The sequence below is a fragment of the Exiguobacterium sp. s35 genome (genome assembly GCF_018617535.1).
GTDB lineage: Bacteria > Bacillota > Bacilli > Exiguobacteriales > Exiguobacteriaceae > Exiguobacterium > Exiguobacterium aestuarii.
The window spans coordinates 123,416-139,699 of the sequence record NZ_JACSKI010000001.1 but is presented as its reverse complement, the minus strand read 5'-3'; the positions used below and the strand labels follow the sequence as shown (position 1 = coordinate 139,699).

General features: G+C 50.2%; 19 protein-coding genes. 9 read left to right on the top strand and 10 right to left on the bottom strand.

Features of this window, described 5'->3' with window-relative positions; translation table 11 throughout:
• Positions 1 to 19: 19 nt before the first annotated feature.
• Both KNO75_RS00740 and KNO75_RS00735 read right to left on the bottom strand, forming a co-directional pair.
• Positions 20 to 934 (bottom strand): CAP domain-containing protein, encoded by a 915-nt coding sequence (locus KNO75_RS00740; RefSeq protein ID WP_214819317.1) that lies wholly within the window; start codon positions 932 to 934, stop codon positions 20 to 22.
• 13 nt (positions 935 to 947) lie between these two features.
• Positions 948 to 1,400 (bottom strand): MarR family winged helix-turn-helix transcriptional regulator, encoded by a 453-nt coding sequence (locus tag KNO75_RS00735; RefSeq protein ID WP_214819315.1) that lies wholly within the window; start codon positions 1,398 to 1,400, stop codon positions 948 to 950.
• 117 nt (positions 1,401 to 1,517) lie between these two features.
• On the opposite strand from KNO75_RS00735, the gene KNO75_RS00730 reads away from it, so the two are divergent.
• The gene (locus tag KNO75_RS00730; protein ID WP_074032719.1) at positions 1,518 to 1,931 is read left to right on the top strand and encodes an organic hydroperoxide resistance protein; all 414 of its coding nucleotides are present in this window, start codon (positions 1,518 to 1,520) and stop codon (positions 1,929 to 1,931) included.
• 89 nt (positions 1,932 to 2,020) lie between these two features.
• Entirely contained in the window at positions 2,021 to 2,863 is an 843-nt protein-coding gene (locus KNO75_RS00725; protein ID WP_214819313.1) for a metallophosphoesterase, read from the top strand.
• A gap of 28 nt (positions 2,864 to 2,891) precedes the next feature.
• Here KNO75_RS00725 and KNO75_RS00720 read toward each other — a convergent pair whose 3' ends face one another.
• The 3 genes from KNO75_RS00720 to abc-f all read right to left on the bottom strand — a co-directional run bounded on the left by KNO75_RS00720 (position 2,892) and on the right by abc-f (position 6,372).
• Positions 2,892 to 3,794 carry a cation diffusion facilitator family transporter gene (locus tag KNO75_RS00720; RefSeq protein ID WP_214819311.1) on the bottom strand — a complete coding sequence of 301 codons (903 nt, stop codon included), beginning with the start codon at positions 3,792 to 3,794 and terminating at the stop codon, positions 2,892 to 2,894.
• 110 nt (positions 3,795 to 3,904) lie between these two features.
• Positions 3,905 to 4,663, bottom strand: a complete 759-nt coding sequence (locus KNO75_RS00715; protein WP_214819309.1) for a hypothetical protein — start codon at positions 4,661 to 4,663, stop codon at positions 3,905 to 3,907.
• Positions 4,664 to 4,674: 11 nt separating this feature from the next.
• Complete coding sequence (gene abc-f / locus KNO75_RS00710) at positions 4,675 to 6,372, bottom strand: ribosomal protection-like ABC-F family protein (protein WP_214819307.1); 1,698 nt, start codon at positions 6,370 to 6,372, stop codon at positions 4,675 to 4,677.
• Between the two features lie 367 nt (positions 6,373 to 6,739).
• On the opposite strand from abc-f, the gene KNO75_RS00705 reads away from it, so the two are divergent.
• The 3 genes from KNO75_RS00705 (at position 6,740) to KNO75_RS00695 (ending at position 9,167) form a co-directional block, all read left to right on the top strand.
• On the top strand, positions 6,740 to 7,645 hold the full coding sequence (locus KNO75_RS00705; RefSeq protein ID WP_251126013.1) for an MBL fold metallo-hydrolase: 906 nt from the start codon (positions 6,740 to 6,742) through the stop codon (positions 7,643 to 7,645).
• A 61-nt stretch (positions 7,646 to 7,706) separates the two neighbouring features.
• Positions 7,707 to 8,540, top strand: a complete 834-nt coding sequence (locus KNO75_RS00700) for an aldo/keto reductase (RefSeq protein WP_214819303.1) — start codon at positions 7,707 to 7,709, stop codon at positions 8,538 to 8,540.
• A 12-nt stretch (positions 8,541 to 8,552) separates the two neighbouring features.
• Positions 8,553 to 9,167, top strand: a complete 615-nt coding sequence (locus KNO75_RS00695) for a PH domain-containing protein (protein WP_214747806.1) — start codon at positions 8,553 to 8,555, stop codon at positions 9,165 to 9,167.
• Between the two features lie 43 nt (positions 9,168 to 9,210).
• On the opposite strand, the gene KNO75_RS00690 is transcribed toward KNO75_RS00695, so the two are convergent.
• Positions 9,211 to 9,729, bottom strand: a complete 519-nt coding sequence (locus KNO75_RS00690) for a DUF1836 domain-containing protein (protein WP_214819301.1) — start codon at positions 9,727 to 9,729, stop codon at positions 9,211 to 9,213.
• A gap of 126 nt (positions 9,730 to 9,855) precedes the next feature.
• On the opposite strand from KNO75_RS00690, the gene trhA reads away from it, so the two are divergent.
• The 3 genes from trhA to KNO75_RS00675 all read left to right on the top strand — a co-directional run bounded on the left by trhA (position 9,856) and on the right by KNO75_RS00675 (position 12,598).
• A complete protein-coding gene (gene trhA / locus KNO75_RS00685; RefSeq protein ID WP_074032708.1) occupies positions 9,856 to 10,500 on the top strand; it encodes a PAQR family membrane homeostasis protein TrhA in 645 nt (214 codons plus the stop codon).
• A gap of 87 nt (positions 10,501 to 10,587) precedes the next feature.
• On the top strand, positions 10,588 to 11,283 hold the full coding sequence (locus tag KNO75_RS00680; protein ID WP_214819299.1) for a DsbA family oxidoreductase: 696 nt from the start codon (positions 10,588 to 10,590) through the stop codon (positions 11,281 to 11,283).
• Between the two features lie 97 nt (positions 11,284 to 11,380).
• The gene (locus KNO75_RS00675) at positions 11,381 to 12,598 is read left to right on the top strand and encodes an MFS transporter (RefSeq protein ID WP_214819297.1); all 1,218 of its coding nucleotides are present in this window, start codon (positions 11,381 to 11,383) and stop codon (positions 12,596 to 12,598) included.
• 22 nt (positions 12,599 to 12,620) lie between these two features.
• On the opposite strand, the gene KNO75_RS00670 is transcribed toward KNO75_RS00675, so the two are convergent.
• Positions 12,621 to 13,715: an MBL fold metallo-hydrolase gene (locus KNO75_RS00670; RefSeq protein ID WP_214819295.1), complete on the bottom strand. Its 1,095-nt coding sequence runs from the start codon at positions 13,713 to 13,715 to the stop codon at positions 12,621 to 12,623.
• Positions 13,716 to 13,897: 182 nt separating this feature from the next.
• Between KNO75_RS00670 and KNO75_RS00665 the strand changes: the two genes are divergently transcribed.
• Positions 13,898 to 14,620, top strand: coding sequence for a DUF4386 domain-containing protein (locus tag KNO75_RS00665; RefSeq protein WP_214819293.1), 723 nt, complete (start codon positions 13,898 to 13,900; stop codon positions 14,618 to 14,620).
• Here KNO75_RS00665 and KNO75_RS00660 read toward each other — a convergent pair.
• The 3 genes from KNO75_RS00660 to KNO75_RS00650 all read right to left on the bottom strand — a co-directional run bounded on the left by KNO75_RS00660 (position 14,580) and on the right by KNO75_RS00650 (position 16,283).
• Positions 14,580 to 15,173 (bottom strand): Crp/Fnr family transcriptional regulator, encoded by a 594-nt coding sequence (locus KNO75_RS00660; protein ID WP_214819291.1) that lies wholly within the window; start codon positions 15,171 to 15,173, stop codon positions 14,580 to 14,582. The two genes, KNO75_RS00665 and KNO75_RS00660, sit on opposite strands and share 41 nt — an antisense overlap.
• Before the next feature lie 104 nt (positions 15,174 to 15,277).
• Complete coding sequence (locus tag KNO75_RS00655) at positions 15,278 to 15,865, bottom strand: SCO family protein (RefSeq protein ID WP_483297993.1); 588 nt, start codon at positions 15,863 to 15,865, stop codon at positions 15,278 to 15,280.
• A gap of 4 nt (positions 15,866 to 15,869) precedes the next feature.
• Positions 15,870 to 16,283, bottom strand: coding sequence for a disulfide oxidoreductase (locus tag KNO75_RS00650; RefSeq protein WP_214819289.1), 414 nt, complete (start codon positions 16,281 to 16,283; stop codon positions 15,870 to 15,872).
• Between the last annotated feature and the right edge of the window lies 1 nt (position 16,284).

Here is a 16,284-nt window from a genome sequence, read left to right as displayed (position 1 = left end):
CCGAGAAGGAGTCATCCTTTTATCTAGGGGTAATAAAGTTAATCGTATAGAACGGACTGTTCTCATCGTTGTAGGCGAGTCCGACGGCAGCATGACTGAATCGAGGTTGCATGATGTTCTCACGATGCCCCTTCGAATTCATCAGCCCCCAATGCGCATGGAACACGCTCATCTGCCCCATCGCCAAGTTCTCTCCGGCCATCGAGTACGACAGTCCCGCTTCATCCATCCGGTCAAACGGGTCGCGTCCTTCCGGGTCCGTATGACTGAAGAAGTCGTTCTCCGCCATGTTCTGACTGTGCGCCCGAACGACCGGATAGAGTGGCTGATAATCGGCGAGCGCACTCAAGTCATATTTTTCACGGTCCCAGTTCATCAAGATTCGCATCAACTGTTCGTTCGCGACGGTCCCTTCCGCGGAAATGTCACCGTAGTAACCGTCACTCGCCTCTTCCACTCGGCGATCAACCGACAAGACTCCTTTCAAACGGTCGTCGTCATGTTGGTCGAAGAAGAGCGTGACATATTGTCCATCAATCGCAAACACCGAAAAGGATGGATCATCCGGGATCAGGTAGCGATTCAACCCTTTGTTGTAAGACGTCACTTTCTCAAAGCCGATTTCCTCGACTTGGTCACGTGTCGTCTCATCAAGCACGAGACCGCGATACGTGCTTCCTGTCTCGAACTGATAAAATCCTTTTTTGGCGCCGTCCTCCTCAATGAGTTCAAGGCCACGATCTCCGCCACGTTCGACAAGGTACCAATCATGCCCGGCATATTGGCTCGTAAACTTCGGTGCATCCGTCGCACGTTCCGTCGCCACCTCAGACTCCACTTGAATGCTCGTCGGGGCAGAGACGTTCGGCATCTCATATTGCCAAGCCATATACAATCCAATCCCCATCAAGAGGATGATCAATTTTCGAAACATGGCTCCTCCTTCCTTACTGCTCGCGCTGACGCTCCCCGAAATCGTGAAGTCTCTCCTTGATATCGGTGAGCATCCCCATGTATGCGACATATGTCGCTTCGTCTATATTTAGCATACCACTGACTTGTAACGGCACATCGGCTGCCTGCTCACGCAACGCGCTACCACGATCGGTCAAACGAACGACGACTTTTCGCTCGTCGTCTGTCGCACGACTCTTTTCGACATACCCGATTTGAATCAATCGTTTCACGAGCGGCGACAATGTGCCCGAGTCGAGCGTCAGTCTCATTCCGAGTTGACGCAAATCGATGCCATCCTCTTCCCATAAGACGAGCATGACCAGATACTGACTATATGTCAGGTTTAACGGTTCTAAAATTGGGCGATATAAACGGGTAAGCTCTTTTGAAGCGGTATACAATTGAAAGCATATTTGGTGTTCGAGTTTTAATGTTTGTTCCATACGTAATCCTCCGTACTCTTCTTTAGCCAAGCATATCACTTGCGAAACTTTTTGACTGCTTTATAATTTAAATTGTGCACAACTTAATTGTTTAAAACGAAATGGAGGAATTGAATCATGAAATCACTATTCACAGCATCAGCAACTGCAATCGGTGGCCGCGAAGGTCATGTGAAATCAACAGACGGCGTCATCGACATGGACGTCTCAATGCCAGGCGCGAAACACGTCGACGGTGCGACAAATCCGGAACAACTTTTCGCAGCAGGATATGCGGCTTGCTTCGGTAGTGCCCTCAACCTCATCATCGGGAAAGAACGTGTGAAGACAGACGGATCGAGCGTCACAGGTCATGTCACATTGAACCAAAACGATGAAGGGTTCTTCATTTCAGTCGAGCTTGAAGTCGAAATCAAAGGTGTCGACCAAGCGACAGCAGAACGCCTCGTTGAAGAAGCACACCAAGTGTGCCCTTATTCAAAAGCGACGCGCGGCAATGTCGATGTGAAATTGACAGCCAAAGCAGCATAATCATCCATCCCGCTCGTAGGAGCGGGATTTTTTTGCTTCCCCCTACGTGTCGGGGTAAGATAGAGGCACAATGAAGGGAGGGAGCCGTGATGAAGAAACATAAATCGACGTTCGTGTTTGTCGCGCTCGGCATTTTGCTGTTCACGGCGACGTATAATGCGCTGACCGTTCAGACGTACGACGTGCCGTCTGACAAGCTGTCAGCGGATGAATCGCTTCGCATCGTGCTTCTCTCCGACTTACATAGTGCCTCGTACGGTTATAAGCAATCGATTTTGATCGATCAAGTCCGTGCGCAAAAGCCAGATTTGATTGCCCTGCCGGGGGACCTGCTCGACCGCTATCGTTCTCCTGAACCTGCTTTCGAGCTCGTCGAGGGACTCGCCGGCATTGCGCCGATGTATTTCGTAACTGGGAATCATGAGATTGACAACTCCGCCGACTACATTCGTCATGATGCCAAGAATGTATTTCGTTCTCACGGGGTGACCGTTCTCGAAAACGAATGGGAGCCAATCACCATCAATGGGGTCAATCTCGTCATCGGTGGATTAGAAGATCCGTTACGAACATATAACGAAAATATTTATGGGAGTTGGGAAACTGATGTCGCGACGGCAATGCAAGACATTGATCCGGACGAGACGTTTAACTTATTACTTTCCCACCGCGCCGAGGAAGTTGACACGTATTCCGACTTACCTTTCGACCTCGTCTTGTCCGGTCATGCCCACGGCGGACAAGTGAGGATTCCATATTTATTGAACGGGTTGTTCGCCCCTGATCAAGGATTTTTCCCGAAATATGCAGGCGGTCTTTATGAACACGAGTCGTTCACCCACGTGATCGGACGGGGATTCAATTATAGCTTTAACGTGCCTCGCATCTACAACCCACCAGAGATTGTGGTGATTGACGTGCACGGCAAATAACGGACACTCGGGTGAGTGTCCGTTTTGCTTACCAAATGATTCGCTCCTCGCAACATTGTCGTTCACGTTCGACTTGCACCGTCGAGCGCTCGAACGTCCCATATTTACGAATCCGTTCGGTCACTTGACGTAACACGGCCTGGTCGTCCGTATCTTCTCCAATTAACACATGGCACGTCGCCGCATGCTCACTCGAAGAGATTGACCAGACATGCAGGTCGTGTACCTCTTTCACCCCTTCGACTGTGGCAATCTCTGCTTGCATCGCCCGGACATCGATTTGTTCCGGTGACCCTTCCATCAGGATGTGAATCGCATCGCGCGTCACGCGATAGCCGCTAATCAAGATGAGGATAGCGACAAACGCACTCGCGACCGGGTCCGCCCACGTCCATCCGAACGACATGATCAAAAGTGCTGCCGTAATGGCACCGACTGACCCCAGCAAGTCTCCGAACACATGAAGCAACGCACTCTTCACGTTCAAATTGTCTTTTTCTCCGCGCATCAAAATCCAAGCGGCGAGGATATTGACGAGTAGTCCGATGATGGCGACCACGAGCATTCCCCCACTCAAAATTTCTGGTGGAGCACTCAATCGCTGATATGCCTCAAATAAGATATAGATCGAGATGACGAGTAAGGTCAACCCGTTAATGAATGCCGCTAAAATTTCAAAGCGTCGATATCCAAACGTACGGTTCGGTGTCGCCGCCTTCGCCCCGAATCGAACAGCTAGGAAACTGAGTCCTAAAGCCGCCGCATCCCCGAGCATATGCCCCGCATCGGATAAGAGTGCCAAACTGTTCGTCCAAAGTCCGCCGATGACCTCGACGACCATGAACGTCGCAATCAAAAGAAAAGCGAGGAACAGCGCACGTTGATTCGTGGAATGATGATGGTGATGGTCGTGATCATGATGATGTCCCATAACTGACGCCTCCTTCTACTTCTTATCTTATTCCATTTTTACGAAACATTCAAACGTTCATTTGAATGAAACATCATAAAAAAAACGGGAGATTCCTCTCCCGTCTTGTCTTACTTGTGCTCGAGACGCACACGCATCACACCGCTGTATGGGAACAGCTTCAACTGAACCGTCTCCCCTTCGTACCAAATCCCAGTTGCTTGTTCGTTCGTCGGTGTCACGTCAGGTGTTGCGACTGCCTGACGATCCCAATCGATGGCTCGCACTTTTTGGTCCCGTACCATCAAGAAGAACCCATCATAGAAATGGTATTCGTTCACTTGGTCACGCTGAACGGCAGTCGGGCTACCAAGTTCGGCGCGCACGGTCGCCACATCTTTGCCGATCCAGTCAAGGACGGTCTCCGAAGCGCTCGGGACGACTTGTTGCCATGCGGCGATCACGTCATCGTCCGACAATGCCGGAGCTTCCGTCGTCACACTCTCTTCCGTGACCCACCCCGTCATACGCTCATTCAACTGTACTTTCACGAAGCCACTGACCGTCTCCAAACGTTCGAAACGATCACCGAGGTCGGCCTCATAGACGACTGCGACACGGTCATCTGCATAGACTTTCGTATACGGTTTCCCGATATAGATTGTATCTGCGGACTCGGTTTTGGTATCGTTCGGTTGTTCCGACTCGGAATCGACCATCTCGGTCGCAATCTCATCTGATTTCGGTAAAGCAGACTTTTCTTTTTTGTCGATCAATGCCGCGAACGCGATGATCCCGACCAAAGCGAGGACCAAGGCTACCGTAGTCGTCACCCGGAACACTCGTTTACGCTTTCGTGTCGTCGCGCGCGACAATCTTCCTCCATTCATGTTCTTCACTCCTACTCGATTCGATTCATTCCACTCGTTTCGTCAAATGGTAGGAGGTTTCCTGCCTCGTCAAAAAATTTCAAGTCGTGTTTTGTCAATTCGTCCATCGTTTGCATCATCTGCTCGACATCGACCGGTTCATCGTTCTCCATATTCTCACGAATACGAATCGTTTTACCGAGCTCGATCGTCCTCGAGGTCAAGCGATGAAAGTAGCGATCGTGCGTGATAAGCAATAATCCACCTGGATAAACAGACAAGGCCGTCTCGATTTGTTCCCGTGTCGCCACATCTAAATAGTTCGTCGGTTCATCGAGTGCCAACAGATGCGCGTCGGAGAAATAGAGAATCAAAAAGGCGATTCGACACTTCTCCCCCATACTCGCCTCGTCGATGGGCCGATGCACTTCATCCCGACGAAACAAGAAGTGCGCAAGTAGCGTCCGAGCTTCCGTCTCCCCGATGTCACTATGGGCGAGCAACGCCTCGAGCAATGTCCCCGTCTCCGGTAAACGTTCGAGCGTTTGCGAGAAATACCCAATCTTCAGACGAGGATGCCGCTTGATCACACCAGAAAGCGGTGCTCGTTCCCCGATCAGGACGTTCAATAACGTCGTCTTGCCGCTTCCGTTTGGTCCGATGATCGAGAGGCGCTCTCCTTTTTGAATCGAGAAGGAAATCGGTTCATAGAACGGTTCGTCATAACCAAACGTCACCTCTTCACACGTCAGCCATGTCTTCGCTTCGAGCTCATCGGCCGCAAATTGGACGGAGATGGTCTTCTCTTCTTTTGGCTTTCGTGGACGATTGTCTTCGAGCTGTTTTAACTTCTGTTCTCTCGCCTTCATCTTGACGGCGAGATTGGCCGCTCCTTTTTGCGCACCCGGACTGCGGACACTGGCTGTCGCTTTCGCCTTCAAGTGCCACCCTTTGTACTGGGCAATCATATCGAGCAGTTCTGCCTTGCGGCTCACGTAGCGGGCATGAGCTCGCTCGTCACGCAGGCGTTCTTCCTCTTTTTGACGACGATACGCCGTATAATTCCCCGAGTATCTGGTGACTTCACCATCCGACAGTTCGAGGATGACCGTTGCGACATCATCCATCAGTTGACGGTCGTGGGAGATGATCAGCACCGTTCCGTCGAATCGGTTCAGCCATTTCGTGAGCCAGTCAATCGACTCGACATCCAGATGGTTCGTCGGCTCGTCGAGTAGGACGACGTCGACCTGCTTCATCGTCAACGTCGAGAGTTGTGCCCGCGTCTTCTCTCCCCCGCTCAAATCGTTGATGTTTTGGTCGAGTTGACCGTCCAACCCGAGACGGGTCAACGCTTGCGTCGCCTCTTGTTCTAACGCGTACACATCGAGTGATAGCGCCTGTTCATAGGAGCTCATGACTCGCACCTCATCACCAGAGGACACTTCTTTATAGAGCGCATACCGTTCAGGATCGCTCCGCATCACCCACTCCAGGAGTGACATGTCTTCCGATTCAATCGTCTGCCGGACGAGCCCTACCTCACCGTGACAGTCAATCATTCCGGCTTGTGGTGTTAATTCCCCTGTTACGAGTCGGAAGAGTGTCGTCTTCCCACTCCCGTTCAGTCCGAATAACACAGCGCGTTCTCCGGCTGCGACCTCAAAAGAGACCGCTTCAAATAATGGTTTTCGGTCATAGTCGAACCGAACTTGTTTGATTGCTAACATCTGTTTCACCTCGCTCATTTTTCCGATACGCGATGAAACAAAAAACACCATCCGCTCAAAGTGCGGTGGTGTGAAGGAATCCGTTCAAAGAGGAAAGAGAGCGTTTCCCGCACTTGAAAAATGGACACACTTCACCCGTGACTGTTCAAGCGAACAGTGATGATTCGTCTCATCGTTGGAGTGAACGTGTTTTTTTCATGGCACGGTGTACCTCTCTTTCCTAAGTTACTGCCACCGTATCAAATTGAAAGCGGATTCGCAAGAGTGTACCCCACAATCTCCCATTTTTTCTACTCCTTTAGGCGGATGCGATGCACTCTTCCCCGCGTTATGATGACAGTATATTCGAACAGTGAGGTGATGCATGATGCGTCGACGCATCCTCGTTCCGAGTGCCGTCTTGGCGAGCGTCGGAACTTTTCTTTATACACGATTCAAACGACGGCTCCCCCGCCCACGTTTTAAATGGCCGGAACGTCCAGAACTGACAACCATTGATGAGACGCATGTGCAAGCGACGTGGATCGGGCATTCGACCGTCCTCATCCATTGGTATGGACTCAAAATTTTGACGGACCCCGTCTTCTCTAAGCGAATCGGTGTCCATTTAGGACCGCTGACAATCGGCATGAAACGTCACACGGCTCCCGCCCTCTCCATCGAGGATATCGGACCGGTTGACGTCATCTTGCTCAGTCACGCCCATATGGACCACTTTGACCATAAAAGTTTAAAACGACTCATCACCCGCGAGACGATTGTCGTCTCCGCTCCAGGGACGAGTCGCCTGCTCCGTCGATACCCGAGTCTGCAGACGCTCGAACTGCATCCGCATGACAAAGTGACCTTGGCGAACGGACTCGATGTCCGGGCCATCCCCGTTAAACATTGGGGCAACCGTTTCCCATGGGACAAACATATGGGCTATAACGGCTATCTCCTCAAATACAAAGGGATTCGGATGCTGTTTGCGGGAGACACGGCGTATACCGACTCTTTCAAAGGGCTCGCCGACCGTGAACCGATTGACCTCGCGTTCTTCCCGATCGGCGCTTATCAACCGGACTCGTTCCAAGAGGCGCACTGTACCCCCGAACAGGCTTGGATGATGTACAAAGAGAGCGGGGCGAAGCGCTTCTTCCCGATGCATTGGGACACGTTCGTCCTCTCTTATGAGCCGGTCGAGGAGCCTTATCATCGGCTCGTCGCGGCCGCAAAACTGGACCGTGACCAAATTGTGATCAAGTCGCACGGGGAAAGCATCCGTCTGTAGTTTTTACTTTCCCTTCACCCAAAATTTCGGTAACGTTAGAGACGAGAGGGAGGGATTTGTTATGGAATGGACGACGTTGAATAATAACGTCAAGATGCCGATGCTCGGGCTCGGTGTGTACAAGGTCGAAGACGGCGCGGTGACGGTCGATACGGTCAAAGCTGCGCTTGATTCGGATTATCGTTTGATTGATACGGCTGCGATTTATCAAAACGAAGAAAGTGTCGGACAAGCGCTTCGTGAAGCAGGGATTCCTCGGGAAGAAGTGTTTGTGACGACGAAGCTTTGGAATGAGTTCCACGGGTTCGATGAGGCGCTCCAAGCGTTTCAGGATAGTCTCGACCGACTCGGTCTCGAGTATGTCGACTTGTTCCTCATCCACTGGCCGATGCCCCGTTTTGGGAAGTTCGTCGAAACGTATAAGGCACTCGAACAGTTATATGAAGAAGGACGTGTCCGTGCGATCGGCGTCTCGAACTTTGAAGTCGAGCATTTAGAACAAATTATTCAGTCGTGCTCGATCGTCCCGGCCGTGAACCAGGTCGAGATCCATCCGTATTTGTCTCAAAAGGAATTGATTGCTTTCTGCAAACGATATGACATTCAAATTCAAGCGTGGAGTCCACTCATGAAAGGACGCGAAGCGCTCGAAGATGACACGATTGTCGAGATTGCGAACCGTCACGGCAAATCACCGGCTCAAGTGATCTTGCGCTGGCACTTACAAAACGGGGTCGCCGTCATCCCGAAATCGGTGACACCAAGTCGAATCAAAGAGAATATACAGGTATTCGACTTTACGTTGACGAAAGAAGAGATGGCGGCCATCGATACGCTCAACCGTAATGAGCGGACCGGCTCTGACCCGAAAGAGATGCATAAAATCCATTATTGAGGAGTGAATGACATGTTCAAAAAACTGGCTTCTGATTTGACTGGCTTCAGCGACATCGGTGAGGTGATTGACCCGTCCGACTTCGATAAGGCGGATGCGGATGATTACGTCCTTCACGAAGACAATGAAAAGATTTATTTCTTGATCAAGTCGAAATCAGATGAGTATTGTTTCACCAACTTGTCGATGATTCACCTCGATGGAACGAGCGCCATCAGTTCGAAGCGCGTCCTCTATCGTTATCCGTATTCACATTATCCAATCAAGCACGTCATGTTTGAGACGGCGGGTACGGTCGACCTCGATGTCGAAGTCAAATTCTCAATCGGCGACAAAGCGTACTCGATCGACATCAACAAAAAGCAAATCGAGCATGTGAAAGATTTGTATAAGGCACTCCTCGCGATCGAAGAAATCCAACGGGAAGGTCGTCGCATGATGGAGTATGCGAATACGTCGCTCACACACTCGGTGTCGATTTTGAGCGGGCTTCGCGAAGGCGACATGAACGTACCGAACACGTTCAAGGAATTGAACGAGCAATCGTTCGATTGGCTACAACGTCACTATCATGAGTGGAACCGAAAAGACTTTGGTGCGGTATACGAGAAGTACATCAATAATTAAACAACAACTCCTCCGTGGGACATTCGCCCTTGGAGGAGTTGTTTCATTTCTCATCAATCAACTGCTCGGCCAATCGTTGATACAAGTGGCTCATGTGCACGGCAGACGCAATGGCGAGCGTTCGCTGCACACCGTTCTCTTTTTCGAGCGATGCATGTAACAGCGTGTCAGCCTGGGCTTCAAACGCTTCTAGATTCTTCACTTTTTGCGTTTGATACGCTTCATAGAAGTCCTCGAGTGAGAACGTCTCGTCCGACTCGTTCAACGGACGGAGCGTCTCTTTGATGTCATTGATCGACAAGAGACCTTTCATCTCATAGATCAAACTGAGTAACATCAGATGTTCATTCGTATACTTTTTATTTTTGACAGGATGGAACAACTTGCCCTTGGCATAGTTATTGATCATCGTCTTCGTCAAAATCGTCTCATCCTCGTCACGCTTCATCTTCCCATAATGCTGCTCGAACAATTGGATGACCTGGTCCATGTATAAATCGACAGTCGGCAATACGTCCCTCGGGAGCGTCCCTTCCGTTTCAGTAATATTCTTCGCTTTCATCCGTCTCACCTCACCTTCAAGTATATAGAAAACTCTTATTTGTCGAAAGGTACACCTTGCTGTTTGTTCCTCTTCAGTATATCATGTAGTTATCGATACTACATGATGTGATAAGGAGTGTTTTACATGAATTCAATTTTCCGTGAACCAATCAACGCGCTAACGCATCTCGCTGGTGCGGTACTCGCTTTTATTGCGCTGATTGCGATGGTCGTCAAAGCTTCATTACTTGGCTCGCCGCTTGCGATTATGGCTGCGATTTTATTCGGGATCAGCCTCGTCTTTCTTTACTTATCGTCAGGTCTTTACCATAGCATCATCGCCTCACCGAACGTCATCGCCTTCTTCCGGAGAATCGACCATGCGATGATATACGCATTGATTGCGGGTACATACGCGCCGCTCACGCTACTCGCGCTCGAGGGACCGACACGCTGGGTCCTCTTCGGTACCGTACACGCACTCGCCTTGTTCGGCATCGTCTTCAAACTCGTCTGGTTCCATGCCCCACGTTTCTTATCGACCGCGCTCTACATCGGGATGGGCTGGCTGTCCGTCTTCTTTATCGGACCGCTCCATGACGTAATTGGTAACGCCGGCATCTTCTGGCTCGTCCTCGGGGGCGTCATGTATACGATTGGTGGGCTCATCTACGGGTTCAAGCCAAAATTCGTCAACTGGCGGGGATGGGGATTCCATGAAGTGTTCCATTTGTTCATCTTGTTCGGAAGCTTTGCCCACTTCGTCTGTGTCTTTTGGTATGTCTTTTAAGTCCTCCTATCGGGGGACTTTTTTTGTGAGCCGTTTCCTGTACTTTGAATTCAAGATTTCCTACACTAGGGACAGGAGGGATTCATGATGAAAATTGAAGTATGGTCAGATTATGTCTGCCCGTTTTGCTATATCGGGAAGCGTCGCTTAGAAGAGGCGCTCGAACAGTTCTCACAAGCGGACCAAGTGGAAGTCGAATTCAAGAGTTTCGAGCTCGACCCGAACGCGCCAACGAACGATTCACGTACCATTTATGAGGCACTCGCAACGAAATACCGTATGCCGATCGAGCAGGCAAAAGGGACGACGGCTCAAGTCGCGGCACAAGCCCGCGAAGTCGGACTCGATTACGACTTTGAGAACATGGTCGTCACAGGTACACTCGACTCGCATCGTTTGACGCATTATGCGAAGACGGTCGGGAAAGAAAAAGAATTGTCGGAAGCGTTGCTTCAGGCTTACTTCGTCGATGCTAAGCACATCGGGAACCACGATGTCCTGCTCGAGATCGCAACAAGTGTCGGTCTTGACCATGACGCTGTCCGTGACGTCTTGACGACTGACGTGTATACGGAAGACGTTCGTGCCGAAGAGAAGCGCGCAAGCGACCTCGGCATCACAGGTGTACCGTTCTTCGTATTCGATAACAAATACGGAGTGTCTGGTGCTCAACCGACGGAAGCGTTCACGCAAGTGCTCGAAAAAGTCTGGTCTGAGAACAACCCGACGATCCAAGTCCTTTCGAACGGTGCGACGTGCACCGACGACAACTGTGATATTTGATTGATGAAGAAGCCGACATTCGGCTTCTTTTTTGTGGTATTCTCCACCCTACTACTTGATAATAGTGATTAGCATATAAGAATCGAGGACTACATCTATGTGGAAAAATCGGAACGTCTGGATCATCTTGACGGGCGAATTCGTCGCCGGTCTTGGTTTATGGCTCGGCATCATTGGCAATTTGGAATTCATGCAAGACCGCGTCCCCTCTGACTTTGTGAAGGCGGTCATTCTCGCTATCGGCTTACTCGCCGGGGTCGCCATCGGTCCGCTCGCAGGACGCCTCACCGACCAAGGCTCTAAGAAAAACATCATGCTCATCTCAAGCATCGTCCGAGCGCTCAGCGTGCTCTTCATGTTCGTTGCCATCGAGACGAATTCGGTCGTGTGGATGGTCGTCTTTTTGATCATTTTACAAGGGTCGGCGGCTTTTTACTTCCCTGCCCTACAAGCAGCGATTCCGCTCATCGTAAAGGAACGGGAACTTCTCGCCTTGAACGGTGTCCATATGAACGTTTCGACGTTATCACGCGTCATCGGGACGGCGATTGCCGGTGTCTTGTTGACACTGATTTCGCTCCGTAACGTCTATGCGCTCTCGCTCGTCGCCTATCTGTTGCTTGCGGTTGCGACGCTCTTCTTAAAGCTAGATGAATCGAAGACACCGTCGGCGAAAAAGATCGATGCGAAGGCGTCGAGTGGCTTCAAAGATGTCTTTCCAATCATCAAATCAATCCCGGTCATCTTCATGACACTCGTCATGACGCTCATCCCGTTACTCTTTATCGGGGGATTCAACTTGCTCGTCATCAACATCAGTGAGTTGCAGGATTCGACGGCAATCAAAGGATGGATTTATACGGCCGAAGGACTCGCCTTCATGACAGGTGCCTTCATGATCAAACGGATCGGCGAAAAATTCTCGGCGTTCTCGATTTTATTCTCGTTCTCGTTTTTGATCGGTGTCGCGCAACTGATGCTGTATTTCGCAGACATCCCGTTCATGTCGATCGCGGCGTTCGTCGTATTCGGCTTCTCGGTTGGTTGCTTCTTCCCGACGGCGGTCACGATTTTCCAGACACGGATGCCAAAAGAATATCACGGGCGCTTCTTCTCATTCCGTAACATGCTCGACCGGATCATCTTCCAAATCGTCTTACTCGTGACAGGGTTCTTCCTTGATTTGATCGGACTTCAGCTCATGGTCGTCTTGTTCGGAATCAGTTCGATTGCGATGACCGCAGCGTTCCTCGTCTATACACGTAAACATAAACTGCATATCGAAGAAGACGCTACTGAGAAGATTTCTTCTTAATAAAAACAAGCGATGACATCGGTCATCGCTTGTTTGCGTCTTGAAGCTCTCGCCACCACGTCGTCGTATCATTCCGACCGTCGAGCGTAATGCGCTCTCCGATCTTTGGAGTGAGGACGACTTCTTTCGGTAAGAGAGACGTCATCTGTTCCGCCGGGTCAAACCAATCGTGGAACGACAGGGTGAACGCACCCCAATGAATCGGCATCATTTGATCGGCGCGTAAATCGTGAAACGCCTGTGCCGTCTCTTCCGGCTGCATGTGGACGTCTGGCCAGCGCACGTCATATTGTCCGCATTCGAGTGCGGCGAAATCGAACGGTCCGTACTGTTCGCCAATCATCTTAAAGTGCGGCGCGTAGCCGCTGTCCCCGCTGAAGAAGAGCCGGTCTGTCTCGCCGAGGACGACCCATGACGCCCATAACGTGCTGTTGCGGTCCGTCAACGAGCGGCCGGAGAAGTGACGTGCCGGCGTACATACAAACGTCCAATTCCCGAACGTATATGACTCGTTCCAATCTCGTTCCACGATTCGCTCTGCGCCGACACCCCATCGTTTCAAATGACTCCCTACCCCTAGCGGCACGATGAACATGGCGACCTTGTCTTTAATCGCAAGGATTGTCCCATAATCGAGGTGATCGTAATGGTCATGCGTCAACAAGACGACATCAATCTCAGGCAAGTCTTCGAGGTCGAACGGTAAATCTTCACTGAAACGCTCATTTTTAGCAAATGGGAGCGGCGATGGGCTGCGTCCGAACATCGGGTCGACGAGCATCGTCTTCCCGTCCATTTGTACCATGAGCGCCGAATGACCGAGCCAGTAAATTCTCGTGAAACTCGAACCCGTCTTCTCCTCGAAATCGATAGGCACGATTGGTAGCCGTTCACTCGGCTTACGAAGCGACGTCACATCACGATAGTCACGAGCCATCGATACCATGTCCTCTGCGGAAAAGTTCATCGGTGTCTCATATTGATTACGGAATTTCCCGTTGACCTGGTTCGGGGATTGAATTGATTTCGGTTTTCGTCCGAGTGGTTTGTACTGCGTCAGAATCGTTCCGGTGACGGCCGCCATTCCGACTAATGAGAGCAACATCGTCTTTTTCATCTAGATCCTCTTTTCTACAAGTTCGTTGCATTGATTATATCGTGCATTTCCAAATCTTATATCGGTTAGTATGCAGATTCACTTATCTTTCAAAAAAATGCCGTGCTCTTGACTTAAGTCAATGTGAACCCGCTCTCACCCTTTTATGATGGAGAAAAGATCATTCGAAAGGAGTTTTTCTCATGAACCATTCATCTGTCCGTTCACAACGACGTGCCGCGCTTTGGTCCGGGATCGCTCTCGTCCTCATGGCACTCGTTGCCTTTTTCGCGCAAGGGTACGTCTACCAATCACTCGTCATTGAAAATCAGGCGATAACGACGTATGAACACTTACTTAGTCATCCGACACTGTTCCGTTTCGGCATCATCGGCTGGGGTATCATTGTCGTGCTAGACCTGATTGTCGCCTACGGATTATACCGTTTCTTCAAACCGTTCCGTGCCACATTCGCCTTACTCGTCGGGACACTTCGCTTTATTTATACGCTCATTCTCGCCTTCGCTGTTTTACGCCTCGTTGAAGCCGAGCGTCTTCTCCACACATCTGCTTCAGCTAGACAAGTGTACGAAACGGTCACGTCATTTGAAACCTTTTGGTCGCTTGGCTTGATCGTGTTCGGTCTTCACCTCATCGCAGTCGGATGGGTTGCGATGCGGACCCATTTCATTCCAAGAACGATTGGCATCTTACTCGTCGTCGCCGGTTTCAGTTATACGATTGTTCATGCCCTTTACCAATTCCCCACGCTTGAAAGCATGACGACTTTACTTGAGCTCACTCTCATGCTCCCGATGTTCGTCGGCGAATTGGCCTTTGCCGTATGGTTGATCGTGAAAGGAAGAATACTTCCTACACATGATATCACTCGACAATCCGCAGGTGACGCGTCGCCCGCTTCTTGATCCGACTGAGTGACTCCGGTGTAATGCCGAGATAGCTCGCCAATTGATACTGTGGGACCCGATGAACCAAGTCGGGTCTCTTCTCCATCATGGCCTGATACCTTTCTTCCGGTGTGGACGACATGAACGAGGCGAACTCATCGCGCATCGTCCCCATGTCTTCTTGCATCATGTCACGCGTCATCGCTTCAAGGACAGGATTCATCTCGTATTGCTCCTGCTCTGTCGCAAGGTCTCCAACGACGAGACAACATTCCTCTATACACGCTAACGAATACGGTGATCGTCCATCTGTATGATGTTTCGTCAATATGGTGATACTCTGTTCTTCCGTGATGAAATCGACAGTGTGCTCGTTCCCGTCTTCGTCGACTTTATATTGACGAATGCAACCACTCAGTACGAAATAGCATTTAGTCGGGACGTCTCCTTGATGCAATAGAGTTGTCCCTTTCGGAAACGTGGCAATCGGCACATCCGCTACTAACCGCTCACACTCGTCGTCACTCAAATCCTTAAAACGTTTCATGTATTGAATCAAGACGTCTTTCATCCCGTTCACTCCTTTTCAAGGAAAATCGATCTAGTCCCTCAAGTATAGCAGGTTTCATCATTCAAAAAGACCTGCCCCACTGCTTTGGTGGGACAGGTCTTCTGTTAAGACTTTTGTAAGATTTTAATGTCGTTGATGATGTCTTCTGTCGGGACGTCTTGGAAACCAGGATACGCTTTGATGATTTTGCCTTCCTGGTCGACCAAATAGAAGTACGTAGCATGGTCGACTTGTGTACCTTCTTCAGGCTTCCGGACGAGCGCTTTAAAGTTCTCTTGCGCGAACGTTTCGATTTCGTCTTGTGAGTAGCCCGACAAGAATTGCCAATCCGCTTTCGCAAGGTCATAACCGCTCATGAATTCTTTCATCTTCTCCGGAGTGTCCACGGTCGGGTCGACACTGAACGAGACGAATTGCACGTCTTCGACGCCCTCTTCTTCGAGCGCTTCATTCAGCTTCGTCATGTTGTACGTCATCGGCGGGCAGACCGTCTCACAGCTTGTGAAGACGAAGTCTGCCATCCACACTTTCCCTTTTAAATCGTCGAGACTGACCATCTCTTCTTCTTGGTTCATGTATTCGAACGATTCGACTTCCCAGTTGAGCGGGTCCTCGATTTCTTGTCCGCATCCTGCTAGGACGATGAGCATCGTCATCAAACTACCGATCCACCATTTCTTCACACGTTCCAACTCCTTATCGCTTTTTGACATTCCACATGAGGATGGTGATGAGCGTGAAAGCCGTCAATGCGAGGAACGGAATCGTGATGAATCCGAACCAGTTGATGTATTGACCGCTGCACGGAACACCTTGTGCACAAGGCTGAATTTCAGCAAATCCTGGCACTTTTTGTACCAAGTAATGGTAAAGTGAAACAATACCGCCTATGATAGTAAGCGGTAACACATATTTTCGTACCGCCCGATCTTCCGTGAAGACGGCAATCCCTAGGATAATCGTCAGCGGATACATAAAGATGCGTTGAATCCAGCAAAGCTCACATGGCACAAACTCTCGAATCTCACTGAAATAGAGACTCCCGAGTGTCGCCATCAACGCGACGAGCCAAGAGAGATACAATCCATATTTTTCGAAAAATGATTTCATC

Bases quoted from the DNA above. Each gene is read 5' to 3' on its own strand.
- KNO75_RS00740 (WP_214819317.1), bottom strand. From the start codon at position 934: ATGTTTCGAAAATTGATCATCCTCTTGATGGGGATTGGATTGTATATG.
- KNO75_RS00735 (WP_214819315.1), bottom strand. From the start codon at position 1,400: ATGGAACAAACATTAAAACTCGAACACCAAATATGCTTTCAATTGTAT.
- KNO75_RS00730 (WP_074032719.1), top strand. From the start codon at position 1,518: ATGAAATCACTATTCACAGCATCAGCAACTGCAATCGGTGGCCGCGAA.
- KNO75_RS00725 (WP_214819313.1), top strand. From the start codon at position 2,021: ATGAAGAAACATAAATCGACGTTCGTGTTTGTCGCGCTCGGCATTTTG.
- KNO75_RS00720 (WP_214819311.1), bottom strand. From the start codon at position 3,794: ATGGGACATCATCATGATCACGACCATCACCATCATCATTCCACGAAT.
- KNO75_RS00715 (WP_214819309.1), bottom strand. From the start codon at position 4,663: ATGAATGGAGGAAGATTGTCGCGCGCGACGACACGAAAGCGTAAACGA.
- abc-f (WP_214819307.1), bottom strand. From the start codon at position 6,372: ATGTTAGCAATCAAACAAGTTCGGTTCGACTATGACCGAAAACCATTA.
- KNO75_RS00705 (WP_251126013.1), top strand. From the start codon at position 6,740: ATGCGTCGACGCATCCTCGTTCCGAGTGCCGTCTTGGCGAGCGTCGGA.
- KNO75_RS00700 (WP_214819303.1), top strand. From the start codon at position 7,707: ATGGAATGGACGACGTTGAATAATAACGTCAAGATGCCGATGCTCGGG.
- KNO75_RS00695 (WP_214747806.1), top strand. From the start codon at position 8,553: ATGTTCAAAAAACTGGCTTCTGATTTGACTGGCTTCAGCGACATCGGT.
- KNO75_RS00690 (WP_214819301.1), bottom strand. From the start codon at position 9,729: ATGAAAGCGAAGAATATTACTGAAACGGAAGGGACGCTCCCGAGGGAC.
- trhA (WP_074032708.1), top strand. From the start codon at position 9,856: ATGAATTCAATTTTCCGTGAACCAATCAACGCGCTAACGCATCTCGCT.
- KNO75_RS00680 (WP_214819299.1), top strand. From the start codon at position 10,588: ATGAAAATTGAAGTATGGTCAGATTATGTCTGCCCGTTTTGCTATATC.
- KNO75_RS00675 (WP_214819297.1), top strand. From the start codon at position 11,381: ATGTGGAAAAATCGGAACGTCTGGATCATCTTGACGGGCGAATTCGTC.
- KNO75_RS00670 (WP_214819295.1), bottom strand. From the start codon at position 13,715: ATGAAAAAGACGATGTTGCTCTCATTAGTCGGAATGGCGGCCGTCACC.
- KNO75_RS00665 (WP_214819293.1), top strand. From the start codon at position 13,898: ATGAACCATTCATCTGTCCGTTCACAACGACGTGCCGCGCTTTGGTCC.
- KNO75_RS00660 (WP_214819291.1), bottom strand. From the start codon at position 15,173: ATGAAAGACGTCTTGATTCAATACATGAAACGTTTTAAGGATTTGAGT.
- KNO75_RS00650 (WP_214819289.1), bottom strand. From the start codon at position 16,283: ATGAAATCATTTTTCGAAAAATATGGATTGTATCTCTCTTGGCTCGTC.